At 64.3% G+C, this 20674-nt stretch carries 18 protein-coding genes; 5 read left to right on the top strand and 13 right to left on the bottom strand.

What is annotated here, in order from left to right; genetic code table 11:
* Positions 1-15 precede the first annotated feature (15 nt).
* The 3 genes from ACIQTZ_RS03995 to coaE all read right to left on the bottom strand — a co-directional run bounded on the left by ACIQTZ_RS03995 (position 16) and on the right by coaE (position 4605).
* A complete protein-coding gene (locus ACIQTZ_RS03995) occupies positions 16-1041 on the bottom strand; it encodes a TerC family protein (protein ID WP_400332266.1) in 1026 nt (341 codons plus the stop codon).
* A gap of 169 nt (positions 1042-1210) precedes the next feature.
* A complete protein-coding gene (gene uvrB, locus ACIQTZ_RS03990) occupies positions 1211-3310 on the bottom strand; it encodes an excinuclease ABC subunit UvrB (RefSeq protein WP_402942613.1) in 2100 nt (699 codons plus the stop codon).
* 29 nt (positions 3311-3339) lie between these two features.
* Positions 3340-4605, bottom strand: a complete 1266-nt coding sequence (coaE, locus tag ACIQTZ_RS03985; protein WP_402977734.1) for a dephospho-CoA kinase — start codon at positions 4603-4605, stop codon at positions 3340-3342.
* Between the two features lie 22 nt (positions 4606-4627).
* Between coaE and ACIQTZ_RS03980 the strand changes: the two genes are divergently transcribed.
* Positions 4628-5323 (top strand): IMPACT family protein, encoded by a 696-nt coding sequence (locus tag ACIQTZ_RS03980; protein ID WP_402977731.1) that lies wholly within the window; start codon positions 4628-4630, stop codon positions 5321-5323.
* 83 nt (positions 5324-5406) lie between these two features.
* Here the strand turns inward: ACIQTZ_RS03980 and rpsA are convergent, their stop codons facing one another.
* The 4 genes from rpsA to polA all read right to left on the bottom strand — a co-directional run bounded on the left by rpsA (position 5407) and on the right by polA (position 12177).
* Positions 5407-6882: a 30S ribosomal protein S1 gene (rpsA, locus tag ACIQTZ_RS03975; RefSeq protein WP_397321759.1), complete on the bottom strand. Its 1476-nt coding sequence runs from the start codon at positions 6880-6882 to the stop codon at positions 5407-5409.
* Between the two features lie 193 nt (positions 6883-7075).
* On the bottom strand, positions 7076-8098 hold the full coding sequence (locus ACIQTZ_RS03970) for a polysaccharide deacetylase family protein (RefSeq protein WP_402977728.1): 1023 nt from the start codon (positions 8096-8098) through the stop codon (positions 7076-7078).
* Positions 8099-8150: 52 nt separating this feature from the next.
* The gene (locus tag ACIQTZ_RS03965) at positions 8151-9458 is read right to left on the bottom strand and encodes a GNAT family N-acetyltransferase (protein ID WP_402977725.1); all 1308 of its coding nucleotides are present in this window, start codon (positions 9456-9458) and stop codon (positions 8151-8153) included.
* Positions 9459-9534: 76 nt separating this feature from the next.
* Positions 9535-12177 (bottom strand): DNA polymerase I, encoded by a 2643-nt coding sequence (polA, locus tag ACIQTZ_RS03960; protein ID WP_400332620.1) that lies wholly within the window; start codon positions 12175-12177, stop codon positions 9535-9537.
* Between the two features lie 160 nt (positions 12178-12337).
* Here polA and ACIQTZ_RS03955 point away from each other — a divergent pair, with 160 nt between their 5' ends.
* Complete coding sequence (locus tag ACIQTZ_RS03955; protein WP_402977722.1) at positions 12338-12838, top strand: hotdog fold thioesterase; 501 nt, start codon at positions 12338-12340, stop codon at positions 12836-12838.
* Here the strand turns inward: ACIQTZ_RS03955 and ACIQTZ_RS03950 are convergent.
* The 6 genes from ACIQTZ_RS03950 to ACIQTZ_RS03925 all read right to left on the bottom strand — a co-directional run bounded on the left by ACIQTZ_RS03950 (position 12835) and on the right by ACIQTZ_RS03925 (position 17552).
* On the bottom strand, positions 12835-13386 hold the full coding sequence (locus ACIQTZ_RS03950; RefSeq protein ID WP_402977719.1) for a dihydrofolate reductase family protein: 552 nt from the start codon (positions 13384-13386) through the stop codon (positions 12835-12837). The two genes, ACIQTZ_RS03955 and ACIQTZ_RS03950, sit on opposite strands and share 4 nt — an antisense overlap.
* Positions 13387-13434: 48 nt before the next feature.
* Positions 13435-14376: a hypothetical protein gene (locus ACIQTZ_RS03945; protein ID WP_402977716.1), complete on the bottom strand. Its 942-nt coding sequence runs from the start codon at positions 14374-14376 to the stop codon at positions 13435-13437.
* On the bottom strand, positions 14373-15359 hold the full coding sequence (locus ACIQTZ_RS03940; RefSeq protein WP_402977713.1) for a hypothetical protein: 987 nt from the start codon (positions 15357-15359) through the stop codon (positions 14373-14375). The genes ACIQTZ_RS03945 and ACIQTZ_RS03940 overlap by 4 nt, the downstream gene beginning before the upstream one ends.
* A 102-nt stretch (positions 15360-15461) precedes the next feature.
* On the bottom strand, positions 15462-15683 hold the full coding sequence (locus ACIQTZ_RS03935) for a hypothetical protein (protein ID WP_397321752.1): 222 nt from the start codon (positions 15681-15683) through the stop codon (positions 15462-15464).
* On the bottom strand, positions 15680-16867 hold the full coding sequence (locus ACIQTZ_RS03930; protein ID WP_402942640.1) for an anion permease: 1188 nt from the start codon (positions 16865-16867) through the stop codon (positions 15680-15682). Before ACIQTZ_RS03930 ends, ACIQTZ_RS03935 begins: the two co-directional genes overlap by 4 nt.
* A gap of 175 nt (positions 16868-17042) precedes the next feature.
* Positions 17043-17552, bottom strand: coding sequence for an HAD domain-containing protein (locus tag ACIQTZ_RS03925; RefSeq protein WP_402977710.1), 510 nt, complete (start codon positions 17550-17552; stop codon positions 17043-17045).
* Positions 17553-17662: 110 nt separating this feature from the next.
* On the opposite strand from ACIQTZ_RS03925, the gene kynA reads away from it, so the two are divergent.
* Genes kynA through ACIQTZ_RS03910 form a run of 3 tightly spaced genes read left to right on the top strand, consistent with a single transcriptional unit; the run spans position 17663 to position 20667 of the window.
* On the top strand, positions 17663-18547 hold the full coding sequence (kynA, locus tag ACIQTZ_RS03920) for a tryptophan 2,3-dioxygenase (RefSeq protein ID WP_402977707.1): 885 nt from the start codon (positions 17663-17665) through the stop codon (positions 18545-18547).
* A 33-nt stretch (positions 18548-18580) separates the two neighbouring features.
* Positions 18581-19819, top strand: a complete 1239-nt coding sequence (gene kynU, locus ACIQTZ_RS03915) for a kynureninase (protein ID WP_402977704.1) — start codon at positions 18581-18583, stop codon at positions 19817-19819.
* The gene (locus ACIQTZ_RS03910) at positions 19816-20667 is read left to right on the top strand and encodes a PaaX family transcriptional regulator C-terminal domain-containing protein (RefSeq protein WP_402977701.1); all 852 of its coding nucleotides are present in this window, start codon (positions 19816-19818) and stop codon (positions 20665-20667) included. The genes kynU and ACIQTZ_RS03910 overlap by 4 nt, the downstream gene beginning before the upstream one ends.
* The last annotated feature ends 7 nt before the right edge of the window (positions 20668-20674 follow it).

Here is a 20674-nt window from a genome sequence, read left to right as displayed (position 1 = left end):
ACGATTGCTGTGCGGTTACTCCGCCTCGCTCATGCTCTTCTTGGCGTCCTCTTCCAGGCGGGCATCGATCTGCGCCTGCCGTGCGGCGGGGCTCAGCAAGCTGGCGACGACGGCGATCACGATGGTGCCGATGATGACGCCCAACGAGACGAAGGTGGGAATCTCAGGAGCCCACTCGATGTGGTGGCCGCCGTTGATGAACGGAAGTTCGTTGACATGCATGGCGTGCAGGACCAGCTTGACGCCGATGAACGCAAGGATGACGGACAAGGCGTGCTTGAGGTAAACCAAACGGGTCATGAGGCCACCGAGCAGGAAGTACAGCTGGCGCAGGCCCATCAGGGCGAAGATGTTGGCCGTGAACACGATGAAGGCGCTTTGCGTCAGGCCGAAGATCGCCGGGATGGAGTCCACCGCGAACAGGAGGTCCGTCATGCCGATGGTGATGAAGACGATCAGCATGGGGGTGAACACTTTTTTGCCGTTGACCGTGGTGCGGATCTTGCCGCCGTCGAACTTCTCCGACATGGGCAGCACCTTGCGGATACGGGCAATCAGGGGGTTTTCAACGTCTTCTTCGTGTTCACCGGAATCAGTGGCCTGCTTCCATGCTGTCCACAGGAGGAAGGCACCGAAGATGTAGAAGATCCAGCTGAACTGTTCGATCACCACGGCGCCCAGGGCAATGAAGATACCGCGCAGGACCAGCGCGATGATGATGCCCACCATCAGCACTTCCTGCTGGTACTTCCTGGGCACCGAGAAGCGGGCCATGATGATGATGAACACAAAGAGGTTGTCGATGCTGAGGCTGTACTCGGTGACCCAACCTGCGACGAATTGGCTGCCGTATTCGGCACCCGTGAAGTAGAACATCGCGCCGGCAAAAACCAACGCCAAAGCAACATAGAAGGCGACCCACAGGCCGGCTTCCTTCATTGAGGGTTCATGGGGACGCTTGACCACCAAAAGAAGGTCGATCAGCAGGATGATTCCGAGGACGACAAACGAGCCGACTTCGAACCAGATAGGGAGCTCCATTAAAGAAGGCCTTTCGCAGGGTACGGGAAAGCGATGTAAGTCTCTCCGGCCAGCCAAATGCGCTCAAAGGCATGATGTGGCGGCCCGCTAGGCCCGGCGAGGCATCTGTGCCTTGCGTGTTGACGGACGTAGCGCTTGGGATACTCCCCTACGTGGACCTAACTTTACCTTAGGCGTGCCCTGCGGATTGCATCTGGCGTAATTCGCGCTTCAACTCCTTGACTTCGTCACGGATCCTTGCCGCGACCTCGAACTGCAGCTCTGCGGCGGCGCCGTGCATTTGCTCCGTCAGCTGCTCGATGAGGCCAACCAGGTCTTCGGCCGGTGCGGCAGCGAGGCCATCCTGCCGGACGGTGGCTGCTCCCTTGGCGGTGGATTTGCTGCGTTTCGCCCCCTTGGCCAGCCGGTTGTTGTTGAGCAGCTCCTGCGTATCGGCGTCTTCCTTGGCGAGCTGGTCCGTGATGTCGGCGATCCGCTTGCGCAGTGGCTGGGGATCGATGCCGTTCTCCTGGTTGTACTTCACCTGGATAGCGCGGCGCCGGTTGGTTTCATCGATGGCGTGCGCCATGGAATCGGTGATCTTGTCCGCGTACATGTGGACCTGGCCGGAGACGTTTCGGGCCGCACGGCCGATGGTCTGGATCAGGGACGTGGAGGAACGTAGGAAGCCTTCCTTGTCCGCGTCCAGGATGCTGACCAGTGACACTTCAGGCAGGTCGAGGCCTTCACGGAGCAGGTTGATACCCACCAGGACATCGAAGACCCCCATCCGAAGCTCCCGGAGCAACTCCACTCGGCGGAGGGTGTCCACGTCCGAGTGCAAGTACTCCACCTTGACGCCGTGACCCACCAAGTAGTCTGTGAGGTCCTCGGCCATTCGTTTGGTCAGGGTGGTCACCAGGACACGTTCGTCCTTGGCGGTCCGGGTCCGGATCTCTTCGAGCAGGTCGTCGATCTGGCCCTTGGTGGGCTTGACCACCACTTCCGGGTCGATGAGTCCGGTGGGCCGGATGATCTGCTGGACGTAGCCGTCTGCCTTGCCGAGCTCATACTTGCCGGGCGTTGCCGAGAGGTAAACGGTCTGGCCGATGCGCTCCAGGAACTCGTCCCATTTCAGTGGCCGGTTGTCCATGGCCGAGGGCAGGCGGAAGCCGAAGTCCACGAGGTTTCGCTTGCGGGACATGTCGCCCTCATACATGGCGCCGATCTGCGGGATGGTGACGTGGGATTCGTCCACCACCAGGAGGAAGTCGTCCGGGAAGTAGTCCAGCAGGCAATGCGGAGCCGTCCCGGCGGCGCGGCCGTCAATGTGGGCGGAGTAGTTCTCAATGCCGTTGCAGAATCCCATCTGCTGCATCATTTCGAGGTCGTACGTGGTGCGCATCCGGAGGCGCTGGGCTTCCACCAGTTTGTTCTGGCTTTCCAGGACCTTGAGCCGGTCGGCCAATTCATCTTCGATCCGTTTGATGGCCCGTGCCATCCGCTCGGGTCCGGCGACATAGTGCGAGGCCGGGAAGACGTACATCTCTTGCTCATCGCGGATGACTTCGCCGGTCAGTGGATGAAGGGTCTGGATGTTTTCGATCTCATCGCCGAAGAACTCGATCCGGATGGCGAGTTCCTCATACATGGGGATGATTTCGACGGTATCGCCGCGGACCCGGAAGGTACCCCTGTGGAAGTCCATGTCGTTGCGGGTGTACTGCATGGAAACAAACTTGCGGAGCAGGTGGTCGCGGTTGAGTTCGGCGCCCTTGCGGAGGGTCACCATGCCGGCGATGTACTCTTCTGGGGTGCCCAGGCCGTAAATGCAGGACACGGTGGCCACGACGATGACATCCCGCCTGGTCAGCAGTGAGTTGGTGGCCGAGTGGCGGAGCCGCTCCACTTCCTCATTGATGGAGGAATCCTTCTCAATGAAGGTGTCCGTCTGCGCTACATAGGCTTCGGGCTGGTAGTAGTCGTAGTAGGAGACGAAGTACTCCACCGCGTTGTTGGGGAGCAGTTCCCGGAACTCGTTGGCGAGCTGTGCTGCCAGCGTCTTGTTCTGGACCAGAACCAGGGTTGGCCGCTGGACCTGCTCGATGAGCCAGGCAGTCGTGGCGCTCTTACCGGTGCCGGTGGCGCCGAGGAGGACAACGTCCTTCTCGCCGTTGGTGATTCTCTCGGTCAGTTCGGCGATGGCAGTGGGCTGGTCGCCGGCAGGCTTGTATTCGCTGACGACTTCAAAGGGCGCAACGACGCGGTTGATTTCCTGGGCAAGGCTCATGGAATCAATCTACCCCCGCCCACGGACAGCTACTGTCCGGATTGGGACCCTTCCGCCAAGGGAGAACCCGGCAGCGGGGGTTCAGCGGTGAACGACGGCGGCATCCACCCTGAGTCCGTGGCCCACTCCTCCATGCGGGGCCAGGCAACGTCGGTGAACCACGGCTCTTTGGCGTCGGCGTACCCGGCGGTGTCCTCATCTTCGGCGTACCGCGCCGCCAGGTCCCGTTTGTGCGACTCATAGCTCTTCCGGGCGTCGGCGTCGGCCCGCAACCAATCGCGGAACATCAGGGCGTACCGCCATCCCGGTGAGCCGGCCACGCGGACGTGCAGGTTGACCGCCCTGCCAGGGTCGGCGTTGGCATGGAATCTCTTGAGCCAGCCCGCAGGATCCGGCTGGGACGGCTTCGGGGTGTCCCCGGTGACGTGTTGCACCACCGGGAAGCCCGCGGCAGCCAGCAGCGGCGCAAGCCGGTCGGCCACATCAAGGTCCGGAACGCCCAACTGGAGGTCCAGGACGTCTTTGGCAGCCAGGCCGGGGACGGCCGTGGATCCAACATGATCCAAGGAGAGAATGCCGGTGGGAACTGCCGCCCCGATGCGGGCCAGGAGGCGCGCAGCCTCCAGAGGCCACTCCGGCAGGGATTCCGACAATACCGGGCCGGACACACGTGGAGCGCGGTGGTTCCACTGGAGGTTCTCCGCAAACGGCACAAGCCTGTCAGACCAGAGGGAGTCGATGGCCCCGAGGATGTCCGAACGGCTGCCGGAGTTGTCCAGGACAACGTCTGCCGCGGCCAGGCGTTCCTCCCTGCCGGCTTGGGCTGCCATCCGGGAGCGGGCCTCGTCCGGAGACATTCCACGGAGCTCCACCATGCGCTGGAACCGCACGTCGTCAGGGGCATCCACCACGATGACCAGATGGAAGGCACTCCCCTGCCCTGTCTCGACGAGCAACGGAATGTCCTGGACCACGATCTCACCGGGCTCAGCCGCGGCCAGCGTTGCAGCAGCCGACGCACGGACCAAGGGATGGATGATGCTGTTGAGCGTCTGCCGCCTGGACGGGTCCTGGAAGACAATGGCACCCAGCGCCGGACGGTCCAGGCTGCCGTCCGCAGCGAGAATACCCTCTCCGAAAGCCGCCACCACCTGGGACAGGCCGGCTGTACCGGGCTCCACTACCTGCCGGGCCAGGAGGTCCGCGTCAACGAGGGTGGCCCCCAACTCCTGGAGTCGAGCGGCCACCAACGATTTTCCCGAGGCAATGCCGCCCGTCAGCCCAATCTTCAGCACCCCTCCACACTAGACTGAAGCGGTGCAAAATGAGGACGAAAGCCGCGCGACCAGCTACACGACCCTCGCCACGGGACCCGATTTCCGCCATGAACTCGAGATCCGACGGTCCCGTTTCATCACCGTCCTCCGCCGCTCAGCGGACGAGGAATCAGCACGCGAACTTGTTGCCTCGCTACGCCGGGAGTTCCACGATGCCGGGCACCACTGCTCAGCCTTCGTGATCGGCCCCGACCGCATGATCCAGCGCTCCTCCGACGACGGAGAGCCGTCCGGCACCGCCGGGATACCCATGCTTGAGGCGTTGATCAAGCGTGAGACGGAACCCGGGGTGACTGACCTCAGCGACATCAGTGCCGTCGTCGTTCGCTACTTCGGCGGGATCCTGCTGGGTGCCGGCGGCCTGGTGCGGGCCTACTCCGAATCGGTTTCCACAGCCCTGGAACGGGCGCCACTGGTGCACAGGAAGCGCTTGCGGCTCTGTGACCTCGGGGTCCCCCATGCCGATGCGGGCCGCTTGGAAAACGACCTCCGCAGCAGCGGCTTCGTGATGGCGGAAACAGAGTACCAGGCACACCAGGCCGTCCTGAGGCTGGCCCTTCCCGACGATGTCCCGGCCATCGAGGAGGCGCAAGCAAGGGTGGCTGCACTGACGGCCGGGAGTTCCACCCTGGAGCCCCGGGGAACCGAATGGATCGATGTTCCCCGCCAGGCCTAGGCAGCAGGCAACGCAAAAGACCCCCACCGGAAGGGTGGGGGTCTTTTGTTGGCCATTCAGCACAGCCCCGAAGGGCGGCGGAATTAGTTGCCGGTGAGCTTCTCGCGCAGGGCGGCGAGGGCCTCGTCGGAAGCCAGGGTGCCCGCGTTGGACTCAGCAGCAGCCGGCTCCGAGGAGTAGCTGGTAGCGCCGGAGTCGCCTTCGCCGGACGTTGCAGCAGCAGCGTCGTCGGCAGCGTGCTGTGCAACCTGCTTCTTGTGGGATTCCCAACGTGCCTGGGCGTCAGCGTACTGCTGCTCCCAAGCGGCACGCTGTGCCTCGTAGCCCTCGAGCCATTCGTTCGACTCGGGGTCGAAGCCCTCGGGGTACTTGTAGTTGCCCTCTTCGTCGTACTCAGCGGCCATGCCGTACAGAGCAGGATCGAATTCGGTGCTGTCTGCGTCAACGCCCTCGTTGGCCTGCTTGAGGGAGAGGGAGATGCGGCGACGCTCGAGGTCGATGTCGATGACCTTGACGAACAGTTCGTCGCCAACGGAGACAACCTGCTCGGCGAGCTCCACGTGGCGGACAGCCAGCTCGGAGATGTGCACGAGGCCTTCGATGCCGTCTTCGACGCGAACGAACGCACCGAACGGAACCAGCTTGGTGACCTTACCCGGAACAACCTGGCCGAGGGCGTGGGTGCGGGCGAAGGTCTGCCACGGGTCTTCCTGCGTAGCCTTGAGCGACAGGGAGACACGCTCGCGGTCCAGATCCACTTCGAGGACCTCGACGGTGACTTCCTGGCCAACCTCGACAACCTCGGACGGGTGGTCGATGTGCTTCCAGGACAGCTCGGAAACGTGGACGAGGCCGTCTACGCCGCCAAGGTCCACGAAGGCACCGAAGTTGACGATGGAGGAAACAACGCCGGGGCGGACCTGGCCCTTTTCCAGCTTGTTGAGGAACGTGGAGCGAACCTCGGACTGGGTCTGCTCGAGCCATGCACGGCGGGACAGAACAACGTTGTTGCGGTTCTTGTCCAGCTCGATGATCTTGGCTTCGATCTGCTGACCGATGTACGGAGCGAGGTCGCGGACGCGACGCATTTCGACGAGGGAGGCGGGCAGGAAGCCGCGCAGTCCGATGTCCAGGATGAGGCCACCCTTGACAACCTCGATGACGGTACCGGTAACGACGCCGTCTTCTTCCTTGACCTTCTCGATGTCGCCCCAGGCACGCTCGTACTGAGCACGCTTCTTGGAGAGGATCAGACGGCCTTCTTTGTCTTCCTTGGTGAGAACCAGGGCTTCGACCTGATCGCCAACGGCGACAACTTCGCCGGGGTCAACGTCGTGCTTGATGGAAAGCTCGCGGGAAGGGATGACACCTTCGGTCTTGTAACCGATGTCGAGCAGGACTTCGTCGCGGTCAACCTTGACGACAGTACCTTCGACGAGGTCGCCGTCGTTGAAGTACTTGATGGTGGCGTCGACAGCTGCGAGGAAGTCCTCAGCGGTACCGATGTCGTTGATCGCGACTACGGGGGTACCGGGCTTCTCGGTGGAGGTGATGGTCATGTAGTAGGGGCTCCGTTGTGGATAGTATGTCGGTCAGGCAAACCGCTGCCGCCCGGGTCCGGACGGCAGAACACGGCGAAGGGCCGGGTCATCCTGATTTGTGGATTATTACAAAATGGATGCGCGCACGTAGTACACGCCCGTTTATTGTAGTCGATTCTGCAAAGCAGGGTCAAAAGGACTCCATGCAGCCTCAGGCCGGGAGGACCTGTCCCAACTGAGCAAAGGTGGTTCCGCCGTCCAGGAGCCGGGGCAACACCCTGGCGTAGCCTTCGGCGGTACCGGAAGCCGGCCTGTTGAAGTGCGAGATCACGATGTCGCCCGCTTTCACCTTGCCCACCTCGGCGGCGACCGTTGCCGGCGGGAAGGTCGCTCCGCCGTCGCCATTGATGGTGAAGTTGACCGGCAGCATGCCGAGCCTGCGCGTCATGGCCGCCGCGACGTCGTCGTAATAGGCCGTACCGGGACGAAAGAAGCGGGGCCAGGTGCCGGTCAGTGAGTGCAGCACGGCTTGGTTCCCGGTCAACTCGTCATAGGCGTCCGCCACGCTGGCCGTGCCCGTGATGCCGTAGGCCGCCCGTCCGCTGACGGACAGCGGCAGGTGCCGCGTTCCGTGGTTGGCAAGCTCGAACAACGGTTCGGCGGCGAGGTCGGCAGCCAGCGACGGGTTCGCGGCCAGCCAGCGGCTGTTGACGAACAACGTGGCCGGCACCTTGAGGCTGCGGAGGGTCGCCAGCAACTTGTGGTCGCAGCCGGCCCCGCCGGGACCGCCACAGGCATCGAACGTCAGGGCCACGTGGCGGCCAGGTGATTTGTCCACCACGCCTGTCACGTGCAGTCCCCACTCCTTGGGGCGCAAGGCACTGAATTCGGCCAGGATTTGCTCCCTGCCGGGCGGCGCAGGCACAGCGTTCGACGCCGGTGCTCCCCTTCCGGCGTCCACGCCGCCGGTGGCTTCACCGCTGCCGGCGTCGACGCCTCCAGCTTGTTGACCGTGGTTCCGTACCGCCAAGGCCGCTGCTTCTTCCTCCTTGGACAGTTCGGCAATGGACGGCGGCGGAGTGGCCGGACCGGCACTGCCGGGGGCGGGCCCCGCAGATGGCGCGTCGCTCCCGCCGTCGGTGGAACATGCGGCCAGGGCGGCGGACGCGAGGCCCGCCATTCCAAGCAGCACTGATCGCCGGCCGGCCAGCGGCCGCCGCTTGGAATCCCCCATGGATGTCCCTCTTCTTGTTGCGTGCTATGCAGTTGTTGAGCTGTGGATGGAACTAGAAATGCGTGAGGCAGTGCGCCGGCCGTTCAACGGCAAACAACTGCTGGGCCGCAAAAGCTGCCCCGGGTGCGTGGACCTGGATCCGGCCGGCAGCGGCGAGGGTCACGGGCGACACGGAGCCGAGGTAGATCGACGCCAGGTCAGAGACGTCGAGGCTGAGGTCCGGGTCCGTGCCGGCAACGTCCCGCACTGTGGCGGAACCGGAGTCGGACGCGATTTCCCACGTGCCGCCAGCCAAGCCGAGGGTATCCGAAACCTGCAGGACCAGTTTGCTTGTGACGGGATAGTGCCGGGCGGCCAAAGCCGCGGGCACATCGAGGATCCTGAGCCACAGCATGTCCCGGACGTCGGAGGAATCGATGCAGCGTGGATCCTCCAGCGCCCAGGCCAGGGGATCATCCACCGGGGCCTCATTCCAGGTGACCACGTCGATCAGGTCGATGCTGCCCAGGAAGCGCCACAGGTCGAGGTACGCGGCATCGTTGCCGGCCACGAGGTCAACAACCTCCATGGTGAAGGGCTTGGCGTCCCACCCTTTGAAACGGTAGGAGACGTAGCCGTCAACGGTTCCCTTGGCGTCGTAATGCAGTGCGCTGCGTACGGCAAGGTCCGGTTGCCCATCATGGTCGATCGAACCCGATGCCAGGAGCCGGTAATACTCCTGGCGTCCAATGGACCCCGGGGTGGCGCGCTGGACGCGCTCGAAAATCTGCGGTGCGATGTCCAGCAGGACTGCCGGATCTGCCACTTCCACGGTTCCCGTCATTGGCCCGCGGACACGGAACCGGGGACCGGTATCCACCTTGATGCTCCGCTCGAAGGTGGCCACGCCAAACCCGAAGCGTCCATAGATGGTGCCCTCGGAGGCCGTGAGCGCGGCCATGGCCAGGCCGTCATCCTTGGCCCCCTCGAGGTCGGCGGTGATCATGCCGCGCAGGATGCCTTGGCGCCGGTGGGTGCCGCGGACGGTGACTGCGGTGACAAGGTTGGACTCGAGTTGCCGGCCGAAGCCGATGTTGAGGGGCTTGCGCATGGTGCCATACGTGGCAACCGGAACGTCGGCACCCACGGAGTGTTGGGGTACGTCGCCTTCGACGTACACGCCGGTCAGCTCGCGCTGGTCGACGGCGTAGCTGGCGAGCGTCTTGGCGACGAACTCCTCGTTCCGACGGTGCTGGTGGAAGCCGTGGGAGACTGCGTGGACCCATGCCGCGCTGCGGGCGTAACCAGGGTTGTCCTGGCCGGCGGCGGGGAATCGGTGGACGGTGTACTTTGCTTGGTTCGTTTCATTCGGATCAGCCACGATCCCGAGCCTAGCCAGCAGCAGGAAGGCGCGCCACCATCGCGGCGGCGCGCCCTCCTGCGGACGTTCGGAAGTCCTAGTGTCCGGCCTCGTGCCAGCTCGAACCGACGCCAATCTGGACGTCGAGGGGAACGGACAACTCCGCGGCGGCACCCATCTGCTCCGCCACGAGCTTCTCCACGGCCTCGCGTTCGCCGGGGGCCACTTCCAGGACGAGTTCGTCGTGTACCTGCAGCAGGAGTCGGGACTTCAGGCCCTGACCTGCCAATTCGGCCGCCACGCCGAGCATGGCCCGCTTGATGATGTCCGCAGCCGAACCCTGGATGGGCGAGTTCAACGCGATGCGCTCGGCAGCTTCGCGTGCCTGGCGGTTGGTGCTGGTCAGGTCCGGCAGGTAGCGGCGGCGACCTTCGATGGTGGCCGTGTAGCCGTCAACACGGGCCTGGTCCACAACGCCGCGGAGGTAGTCGCGCACGCCGCCGAAGCGGTCGAAATAGTCCTTCATGAGCGTACGGGCTTCATCCACCGAGATTTCCAGCTGCTTGGACAAGCCGAAGGACGTCAAACCATAAGCCAGGCCATAGGACATCGCCTTCACCTTGGAGCGCATGGCACTGGTGACGTCCTCGGGGGCCACATTGAAGATCCTGGAGCCCACAAAACGGTGCAGGTCCTCGCCGTCCCGGTACGCCTGGATCAGTGCCTCGTCCCCGGAAAGGTGGGCCATGATGCGCATTTCGATCTGCGAGTAGTCCGCAGACAAGAGGCATTCGTAGCCTTCGCTCACCACGAAAATGCCACGGACCCGGCGGCCTTCCTCGCTTCGGACGGGGATGTTCTGGAGGTTGGGGTTGTTGGAGGAAATACGTCCGGTCGCGGCGATGTTCTGGGCGTACGTGGTGTGGATCCGCTCGTCCTCCGCAACGGACTTCTTGAGTGTCTCCACCATCTGGGCCAGCTTGGACGATTCGCGGTGGGCCATGAGCTGGACCAGGAACTCGTGGCCGGTCTTCTCCAGCAGGGCCTTCAACGAGGCTGCGTCCGTGGTGTAGCCGGACTTGATCTTCTTGGTCTTGGGCAGGCCGAGTTCCTCGAACAGGACAGTCTGCAGCTGCTTCGGGGATCCGAGGTTGACCTCGTGGCCGATCGCGGCGAACGCCTGCTCCTGGGCATTCTCGATCACCTTGGTCAGGTCGGCGAGCTGCTCGTTCATCCGGTCCATGGAGACGTAGATGCCGGTCAGTTCCATGTGCGCCAGGACACGGGCCACGGGGAGTTCCAACGTGGTCAGCAGGGCATCTGCCTTTCGCTCGGCAAGCTCCTTCTCGAAGTGCTTGCTGAGGGCGTGCACGACGGCGGCCTGCTGGACCAGCGCCGCGGCGGCGGCCTGGTCGCTGTCCCCGGCAAGGTCCAGTTCCAGCTGGCCCGAGGGAGCCGCGGCCGCACCAATAGTGATCTTGAGATGCACTTGGGCGAGTTCGGCGAGATCGTAGCTGCGCCGGTCAGGTTGGATGAGGTAACCGGAGATGGAAGTGTCATCCACCACGCCTTCCAGGCCCAGGCCACGGTTGTGCAGGGCCTTGAGGGCGGACTTGAACTCGTGGAGGATCTTGGCTTCCTCGGGATCCTTGAGCCAAGTGGCCAGGACGGCTTCCGCGGCAGCATCCAGCCCGCTGAGTTCGATGAACGCGGCTCCGTTGTTCCGGACCACGGCAATGGCTGAAGCGTCTTCGCCGATGCGCCCGGGAACGAACTGCACGGAAACCGCAGAGCGCATGCCCGAGCCGGCGGCGAAGAATGCTTCCAGGCCGGCAGCATCGGACAACACGGCGTGTTCCGGGGCGTCGATGGTGTCCGGGGCTGCGCCGGCGGTGTCATCGCCGTAGAGGTCGAACAGCCGGGTGCGGAGGGTGCGGAACTCAAGTTCTTCGAAGAGGTCCTCCACCGCCTGGCGGTCCGGACGGGGTTCGTGGAGGTCGGCCAGCGAGACCGGGAGCTCCAGGTCCGTCAGCAGTTGGTTGAGGCGCCGGTTGCGCTTGACGTTCTCGACGTTTTCCTTGAGCGCCCCACCCACCTTGCCACCAATGGAGTCCAGGTTCTCGAGGATGCCTTCAAGTCCGCCATAAAGGTTGATCCATTTGGCGGCCGTCTTGGGACCGACGCCCGGAACGCCCGGCAGGTTGTCCGCTGTCTCGCCGACCAGCGCTGCAAGGTCGGAATAGAAAGCGGGCTTGACGAAGTACTTCTCCTCGATGGCTGCCGCGTCAAGCTTGGGAATGTTGCTGACGCCCTGCTTGGGGTAGAGGACAAACACGTTGTCATTGATGAGCTGGAAGGAGTCCCGGTCTCCCGAGACCAGCAGGACCTCGAACCCTTCGGCGTCGCCCTGGGATGCCAAGGTGGCCAGGATGTCGTCCGCTTCATAGCCGGGCAACGCGATGGTCTTGATGCCCCACGCTTCCATCACCCGCGCAATCAGGCCGATCTGTCCCGCGAACTCGGCCGGCGTGGCATTCCTGCCACCCTTGTATTCGCTGTACTCGGCCTTGCGGAAGGTGGTGTCGTCCGAGACGTCGAAGGCCACGGCAACGTGGGTGGGCTTCTGGTCCTTGATCAAGTTGATCAGCATGGACGTGAAGCCGTGCACGGCGTTGGTGAACTGGCCACGGGCGGTGGAGAAATTCTCCGCGGGAAGCGCGTAGAAGGCGCGGAACGCCATGGAGTGGCCGTCCAGGACCAGCAGCCGGGGCCGCTCCTCCCCTGTGATGGAAGGTGTTGCTGCGGAAGAGGGTGCTGGTGCCGTTGCGACGGCAGCAGCCTGGGCCGTTGGAACCTGGTCCGGTTTGGTTGTTTCACTCACAGGTGCCAGCCTAGTTGGCATGATGGACAATTTCACGCCGAACCGGTTTGTCGACGAACTGAACCAGGCAGGCATCCCCGAGGAGTTCCATGGTTGGCTATCCGCCCACGGCGTGGGCGCCCTGGTAGTCAAAATGGGCATCCGCTTCACAGAGCTCAGCGCCGAGCGCACCGTTGCCACGATGCCCGTGGAGGGAAACACGCAAGTGGCCGGCATCCTGCATGGCGGGGCGCATGTAGTCCTCGCGGAAACCCTTGGGTCCTTTGCCGCGTCCCTGCACGCCGGGCAGGACCGCCATGCCGTGGGAATCGAAGTGGGCGCCACGCACCACCGGTCCGTTGCCGCCGGCACCGTGACGGGCACGTGCACCGCCATCCATCTCGGCGGGACCCTGGCTACCCACGAAATAGTCATCACCGACGAGAAGGGACGCCGGCTGTCCACCGCCCGGATCACCAACATGATCCGGGACAACCGTCCGCAACGAACCGACGGTCCGGGCGGCGCCCCGGCGGACTAAGCCCCCTTCCGGGGCAAGCGGTAATGGAGCTCGGCCGCCGCGCCACCGAGGATGCGCGACGAGACCAACTCAAGCGGCGCCGTCGGGCCCTTCAACGGCAAAAGCCGCTTCCCCGCGCCAAGTACCACGGGAATGATGGTGACGATCATCTCGTGGAGCAGTCCCGCATTGGCGAACTGTGCCACGAGGTCGCCACCACCGACAAGCCAAACGTTCTTGTCCCCGGCATCGGCCACCAGGTCCGGAGCGAATTCGCGGACGTCGCCCCGGACAAACGTCACGTTGGCGCCCGATGGCGCAAGGTATTCGTGGTGCGTGAACACCCAGCACGGATGGTCCGGGTAGGGCCATTTCCCGGCCTCATGCTCCATGAGCCAGCGATACGTTTCGCCGCCCATCGCAATCGCTCCCACTCCTGCGAAGAAAGACTCGTAGCTTCCGCTGACGCCTTCCACCTGGTCGAACTGGAGCAGCCATCCGAGATCGTCCTCGGGTGAGGCGATGAAGCCGTCAATGGTGGACGCGACGTAGTACTGGAAGAGTGGCATGGCCCCAGACTAGCCAATCCGCCGGCCTGGAGCAGCCAGTGGAGCGCTTCAGTTGGATCCGGCGTTTCCGTACTCCACCCGGACGCTGCCGTCATCGCGCAGCACCACCACGCGGCCTTGAGCCAGCGTCCAGCCATCGTTGAGCAGGAAGATCCGGCCGCCGCTCACTACCAGCAGCCGCAGCCCCGAGTACCGGTACAGCGGAGCAGCATCGGTTCCTGCCGATTCCTCGCGCACATTGGGAGCGGTGACGGCGAGCCGTTCCTTGCTGTACACCACAGCCGTTGGCAGGAGGCTGGACCGTTGCTGGTAGTCGACGGCGGCACCGCGGCCCAACGCCTGTGCATAGTCCGATGTGCCCCAAAACAGCAGCAACGTCACCAACACGAAAACCAGCGACCGCTCCAGTGCCTTCGGCGTCAACCTGAGGTTCCTGGCTGGCGGTGCCGAACGGCGCCGGACGCTGAGGCCCCAGGCACCCACCACCAGCCCGGCAGCGATCAGGAAGGGAACGTAGAGCAGCGTGCGGTCTGGCTGGGCAACCACCACCACCCACATCACCGCGGCATACGCGAATCCGAGGACCACCACCACCATGGCTGTCCGATGGAGCAGAACCCTGTGCCGGGCTGCGCCCAAAAGCCGGGAGACCGCGCGGTCCAGCATCAGCCACAGCAAGCCCAGCACCACGAGCCATGCGAGGGGTTGGAACAGCGACTGGATGCTCCGCAGGATGAAATCCTGGACCGTGTAGCCAAACAGGCTCACGTCCAGGCCCATGGCCTTGGCCTGCGCGTCGGTGCGCGCCCAGCCAAAGTAGACCAGGAGGGCCGTGGCTACCGTCAGGGGTGGGCCGATCACGGACAGCACGTCCAAAGTGCGCTGCCAGCGGGTATTGACCAGATTGAGGTCCGCTGTTTCGGTGGTGGCTGTTGGCTCTGGTTGCGGTTCCGCTTCCCGGGCGGCGTCCGGCACTGCGCCTGCGCTCATGGCGTTGCCGTCGGTGACGGCGTCGCGGAAGGGCTGCCGGGTGAGGGACTGGAACTGACCGCCGAGGGGCCCGGGCTTGCCGTGGGATCCGGCTGGGCGTTGGCCGCGTCCTCATAGAAGAAGGTCACCGTGCCGGTGATGTCCACCGTGTCAGTGATGGAAACCTTGACGGTATCGCTGCCGGGTGCTGCCGGCGGCATCTGGATGTACATCGTCTGGTAATCGCCGTCGTATTTGACCACCGGGTCCTGCTGCGCCGGACTGCCGTCGAAACGGACCTCGCCCACGCGCACGTAGTACCCGTCCAGGCGAACGATGGTGCCGCCTGCGCGCGGCCCCGCTGCGCGTTGCAGCCCCGGCACCGGCAACAAATTTTGGTCAACCACCGTGAGGCCACTGAGGTGGCGTGGACAAGCTTGGCCGGGAGCCGCCGTCGGCTGCAGGGTGAGCGAGGGACTGACCCGGTGTTGGGCAAGCACCGCAGCCGATGTGGCTGCCACAGTCGACTCGAGGCACTGGGTTTGCGGGATGCGCGGCGTCGCGGCTACCGCAGTGGACGCTTTCGCCCAGTCCTGCTGGCTGCCGGTCTGGAGCGCCTTGCAGACAGCAGCCGCGGCCTGCCACACGGCCGCCTCCTGGTCGCCGTCGACGTTGAGGGCGAGGGCATCGCACTGCAACTGCTGCAGGAGGAGGTAGCGCTGGCCGGATGTGGGGTCGTTGGGGCCAACGGGTCCCACCGGGACCCAGCGGACCACGGGCGCTTCAGCTTGGGGGGCTGCCGGGCCGGCGGGTCCCACTGGCTGTTGGGCGGTAGGTCCGACGGCGGTGGGCTGGGCGGCGGCGGAAGCGGTGGTTGCCGAAGGCGCCGGGTTGGGAGACGGACTGTCAGGATTCCCGGCGGGCGGCAGGCACGCAGTGAGTCCCAGCATCAGGACCGGGACCAAGGCCAGTCCGATGACGTGGCTTAGGGATTGGCTCTTCATGACAGCCCCACATCTGCCGGATCACCATCATGCAGTGATGTAAGTTCACTGCTGATTATTCTCCCGAATGGACTTTACTGCCAGAGCGGCCGCGCTCTCCCGCTACTTTCCGAAGTAGGGCACGATCAGGTAAATCCCGAACAGTACGGCCAGGCCGCAGACACCGAAGCAGACATAGGCGAGGGACCTGACCAGGGCGGGCGATTTTTGCTGGGCGTCACCGGCAATGGCTGTCAAGCGCACACCCAGGGAATACAACACCACGAGGGTCACGGCCGCCACGAGCGTGACACCGGCTACTTCAAGCAGTTCCAACCATTTCATCGCTGAGCACCCTTGGCTTTCTTCTTCTTCCGGAAGCGGACAGCGTGGCCTGCCTCTTCGACTTCCACGGCGTTGTGGTGGCCCACGTGGGATTTCCGGGAGGCGACAAACATGAACAGGATCGCGGCCGTACCTGCGACCGCCGCGATGACCACACCTACCACACCGATGTTGACCAGCAGGGCGGTGAGCGCGCCGACAATGGCGGCGGCCGGAAGGGTGAAGAGCCAACCCAGGGCAATCTTCCCGGCAGTGCCCCACCGGACCGAGGTGCCCTTGCGGCCGAGTCCTGAACCAATGACGGATCCGGAAGCAACCTGCGTGGTGGAGAGGGCGAAGCCAAGGTGCGAGGAGGCAAGGATCGCCGACGCCGTACTCGTCTCAGCCGAGAAGCCCTGGGCGGGCTTGACCTCGGTAAGGCCGGAACCCATGGTGCGGATGATGCGCCAGCCACCTGCATAGGTTCCGATGGCGATTGCGAAGGCACAGGCTGCGATCACCCAGAACTGCGGCCCGGAGCCGGGCGCCTGCGTACCGGCTGCGATCAGGACCAAGGTAATGATGCCCATGGTCTTCTGGGCGTCGTTGGTTCCATGCGCCAAGGCGACGAGGCTGGAGGTGAAGATCTGGCCCGTCCTGAAACCACCGCGCTTTTGGGTGAGCTTGTCTCCCGTCTCGGGATCGTGGCGCGATGTCAGCGCATAGGCGAGGCGGGTACAGATATAGGCCACTCCACCGGCAATCAACGGAGCGAAAACGGCCGGAAGGATGACTTTGAGGAGCACGGTCTCGAAGTTGATCGAATGCAGGCCTATGCCCACCACGGCAGCTCCTATGAGGCCGCCGAAGAGTGCGTGGGAGGAACTGGACGGGAGGCCTTTAAGCCACGTGACCATGTTCCACAGGACAGCGCCCATAAGCCCGGCGAAGATGATGTCCGGGGTGATGTGGATGCCATCGGACCCTTCCCGGATGAGGCCGCCGGAAATGGTCTTGGCTACCTCCGTTGAGAGGAAGGCGCCCACCAGGTTGAGGACGGCCGCCAAGGCTACCGCGGTCTTGGGCTTGATGGCCCCCGTGGCGATAGGCGTGGCCATCGCATTGGCTGTGTCGTGAAACCCGTTGGTGAAGTCAAAGAAAAGGGCCAACGCTATTACCAGCGCGACCATGAAGGTGATTTCCACCTGTTGCCCAATCTGCAGAGTCGACGTTCAGCAGTTTCACTTCCCCGTACCTGCCAAGCACAGCATAGTTCAGCAACTGTTCACAGGCTGGACATGCAGAAATATCGAGGCGGGCTTGAAACCTTAAGAATCCTACGTGCCAGCCCCCGAGGGGACAAACGAATCCCGGGCATGCTCAGCCGAGAAAATCCCTGACCGCCGCCAGGTCGCGCCGGGAAAGCCCTCGCCGGGGATCCGGTGAGATACACAGCACACGGTCCTGCTGGTAGTCGGCCCAGGACTGCGCTTCCGCCTCCTGCCCCAGCTGGTCATCGAGCCAAATGAAGCGGTCGGCCCCGGCAGTGGCGAGATCCTTCTGGAGGGCCGTCAATTTCCACCATTCGGGACCCGCGTCCCATCCCTCACTGGACAGAACGGGCCACTCCCGGCCATTGAGGCCGATCGCCGGGCACAGGAACTCCGGAGCGAGCCGCTCCCACGTGGTGAGCCACACAAAGCGCGCTGCCGGGTGTTGGGCGATGAGGTTGAGTTCGGCAACCAGCTCAGGCGCGTAGGCGACCTCGAGAATGCCGGCATCGGCGATGTGCCACTCGCCGCCCCAGTCCGTGACGCCAAACGGACTGAACGGATTCACCACGCCGTCGACATCCAGATAGATGGACACCGGCACGATGGACATCGGCATCGTTCTCCCTTCCCCAAAGGTTCACGTTCAGCGTACGGCACGCTTTCCGGACGGAAAAACCGCCAAAATCACTTCCTTGACGTGCGTCATGTGGATGATATTCTTGCTTCATGGAAAAGCCTGCGGCAGAGTTGCCGAACGCCCACTCGCACCGAAGCGTCCGCCCTATCGAGGAGTCGGTGCGGACGGATTTCCGGCATGCGATGTCTTATGGCGGTTATTTGGACCTGGACCGGTTGTTGAGTTCGCAGCATCCGTTGAGCCAGCCGGAGCATCATGATGAGTTGTTGTTCATCATCCAGCACCAGACCAGTGAGTTGTGGCTCAAGCTGGTGCTCCACGAATTGCTGGAAGCCCGCAGCCTCTTTGATCAGGACCAGCTTGGCAAGGCTTTGAAGTGCATCGCCCGGGTGAAGGCCATCCAGCGGACCATGACCGAGCAATGGTCCGTGCTCGGCACGCTCACGCCCCGTGAATACGCCCAGTTCCGGGGTTTCCTTGGCAGTTCCTCCGGCTTCCAGTCCTACCAGTACCGCGGGGTGGAGTTCCTCCTCGGCAACAAGAACCGGGGCATGCTCCGGGTCTTCGAAAGCGACCCCGAAGCACACGCCCTCCTGGGCAGGCTCTTGGACGAGCACACGCTCTACGACGCCTTCCTCCGCGTCCTGGCCCGCGCCGGCTACGAGATTCCCGCGGACATCCTGGACCGGGACACCAGCGAACCCTGGTCCTACCGTTCGGATCTTGTCCCGATCTTCCAGAAGATCTACGAATCCGATGACACCCCGTGGGGCCTGTACGAGGCCTGCGAGGACCTGGTGGACGTCGAAGACAACTTCCAGGCCTGGCGCTTCCGCCACCTCCGCACGGTCCAGCGCACCATCGGCTTCAAAGTAGGAACCGGTGGATCCTCCGGCGTCGATTTCCTCAAGCGGGCCCTGGACCTGACCTTCTTCCCCGAGCTCTACGCCGTCCGCACCGAGATCGGCAACTGAAATCCTTCCCCCACCCCGCCCGCAGGAGCAGCCATGACCACCGCACAACAAACACAGCGGCCAACGTCCGCGGAACTGGACGCCGCCGATCCCCTCGCCACCCAGCGTGAGGCCTTCTACACCCCCGACGCCGGCCAGCTCACCTCGTACCTGGACGGAAACTCCCTGGGCAGGCCCCTCAAAGCGACTACCGCTTCCCTGCAGTCCTTCGTGGAAGAGGCGTGGGGCGGCCGGCTGATCCGCGGCTGGGACGAACAGTGGATGGACGAACCCACCCGCGTCGGGGACCGCATCGGCGAAGTCACCCTCGGCGCCGCCCCCGGCCAAGTGACCGTGGGCGACTCGACATCGGTGATGCTCTACAAACTGATCCGCGCCGCCGTAGATGCGCAGCCCGGCCGGAACGAGATCATCATCGACCGGGACAACTTCCCCACCGACCGTTTCATCATCGAAGGCATCGCCGCCGAACGCGGCGCCACCATCACATGGATCGCACCCAACCCGGCCAGCGGCGTCCGCGCCGCTGACCTCGACGGACTCCTGGGTGAGCGGACCGCCGTCGTGGTCCTCAGCCATGTCGCCTACCGCTCAGGGTTCCTGGCCGACGCCAAAGCCATCACGGCGAAAGTGCAGCAGGCCGGTGCGCTCATGCTCTGGGACCTCTGCCACTCCGTTGGCTCCGTACCCCTGGAACTGGACGCCTGGAACGTGGACCTCGCTGTCGGCTGCACCTACAAGTACCTCAACGGCGGTCCCGGCTCCCCCGCCTTCGCCTACGTCAACACCGCCCGCCAAGACCTCCTGCAGCAACCCATCTGGGGGTGGATGGGCGCCGCCAACCCCTTCGGCATGACCGACGCCTACGAACCAGCCAAGGGCATCCGCCGCTTCATCACCGGAACCCCACCCGTCCTGGCCATGCAACCACTCAAGGACATGGTGGAACTGATCGCCTCCGTCGGCATGGACGCCGTCCGGGAGAAATCCATCAAACTCACCGAGTACGCCATCGAACTGGCCGAAGAATTCCTGGTCCCCCTCGGCGCCGAGATCGTCAGCCCCCGTAACCCGGCCGAACGGGGATCGCACATTACGGTGGACCACCCCCTCTTCGCCGATGTCACCGCCCGGCTGTGGGAACGCGGGGTCATCCCGGACTTCCGTCCCCCACACGGCCTCCGCATCGGCCTGTCGCCGCTCAGCACCAGCTACGCCGAAGTCGAACTCGGCGTCCAAGCCATCCGCGACGCCCTCACCGAACTCCAGTGAGCGCCGTCCTCGACGACATGGACTCCCGACCAGGGAGTACGACGTCGTTGCTGCGCACCGTGATCGGGCTCTACTTGCGTGAGGCCGGCGGATGGATGTCCACCAAGGACCTCGTGCTCCTGATGGACGCCCTGGGGACGTCCGGGACCGTCACCCGGACCGCTCTGGGGCGGCTGCGGAAGAAGGAAGTGGTCCGCCTGGAAACGCGCGACGGCAATCCCGGCTTCACCTTGACCGGGGGCGCAGCAACCATGCTGGCCCGTGGCGACCGCCGGATCTTCACACCCCGCTCCATGGAGCCCGGCGATCCATGGTGCCTCGTCTCCTTTTCGATCCCGGAAACCGAACGGGAAAAACGCCACCAGTTGCGCCGCAGACTCCATTGGATCGGCTGTGGAACCGTCGCCGCGGGCCTGTGGATCTGTCCCGATTCGTTGCGGGACGAGGTGGAGGAAATCCTGGCCGACCTTGGCTTGCGGGACATGGCCACGCTGTTCGTCACCGGCTCCCCGATGGTGGGCGGGACCCTGCCGGATGCCGCCGCCAAGTGGTGGGACCTGGACGCGATCGCCGGCCTGCACCGGGATTTCCTCCACCACCACCGCCCTGCAGGCACAGGAGCCATGGGGCAGGACCTTGACGGCGGCGCCGCCGCGTTTGCCACCTACGTCCGGAGCATCGACCGGTGGCGGATCATTCCGTACCTCGACCCGGGACTGCCCGCCGACTTGCTGCCAACGGACTGGCCCGGAGCCGAGGCCGCAGCACTCTTCGGCCGGATGGTGGAAACACTCTCAGCTCCCAGTGCGGCGTTCGTCCGGAACACGCTGGGCGCCACGGTCTCCTGACGTCACG

Source organism: Paenarthrobacter sp. NPDC090520 (assembly GCF_044769205.1).
GTDB lineage: Bacteria > Actinomycetota > Actinomycetes > Actinomycetales > Micrococcaceae > Arthrobacter.
Note: the sequence above shows the minus strand (reverse complement) of the source record. Positions and strands in the feature narration are given on the sequence as shown.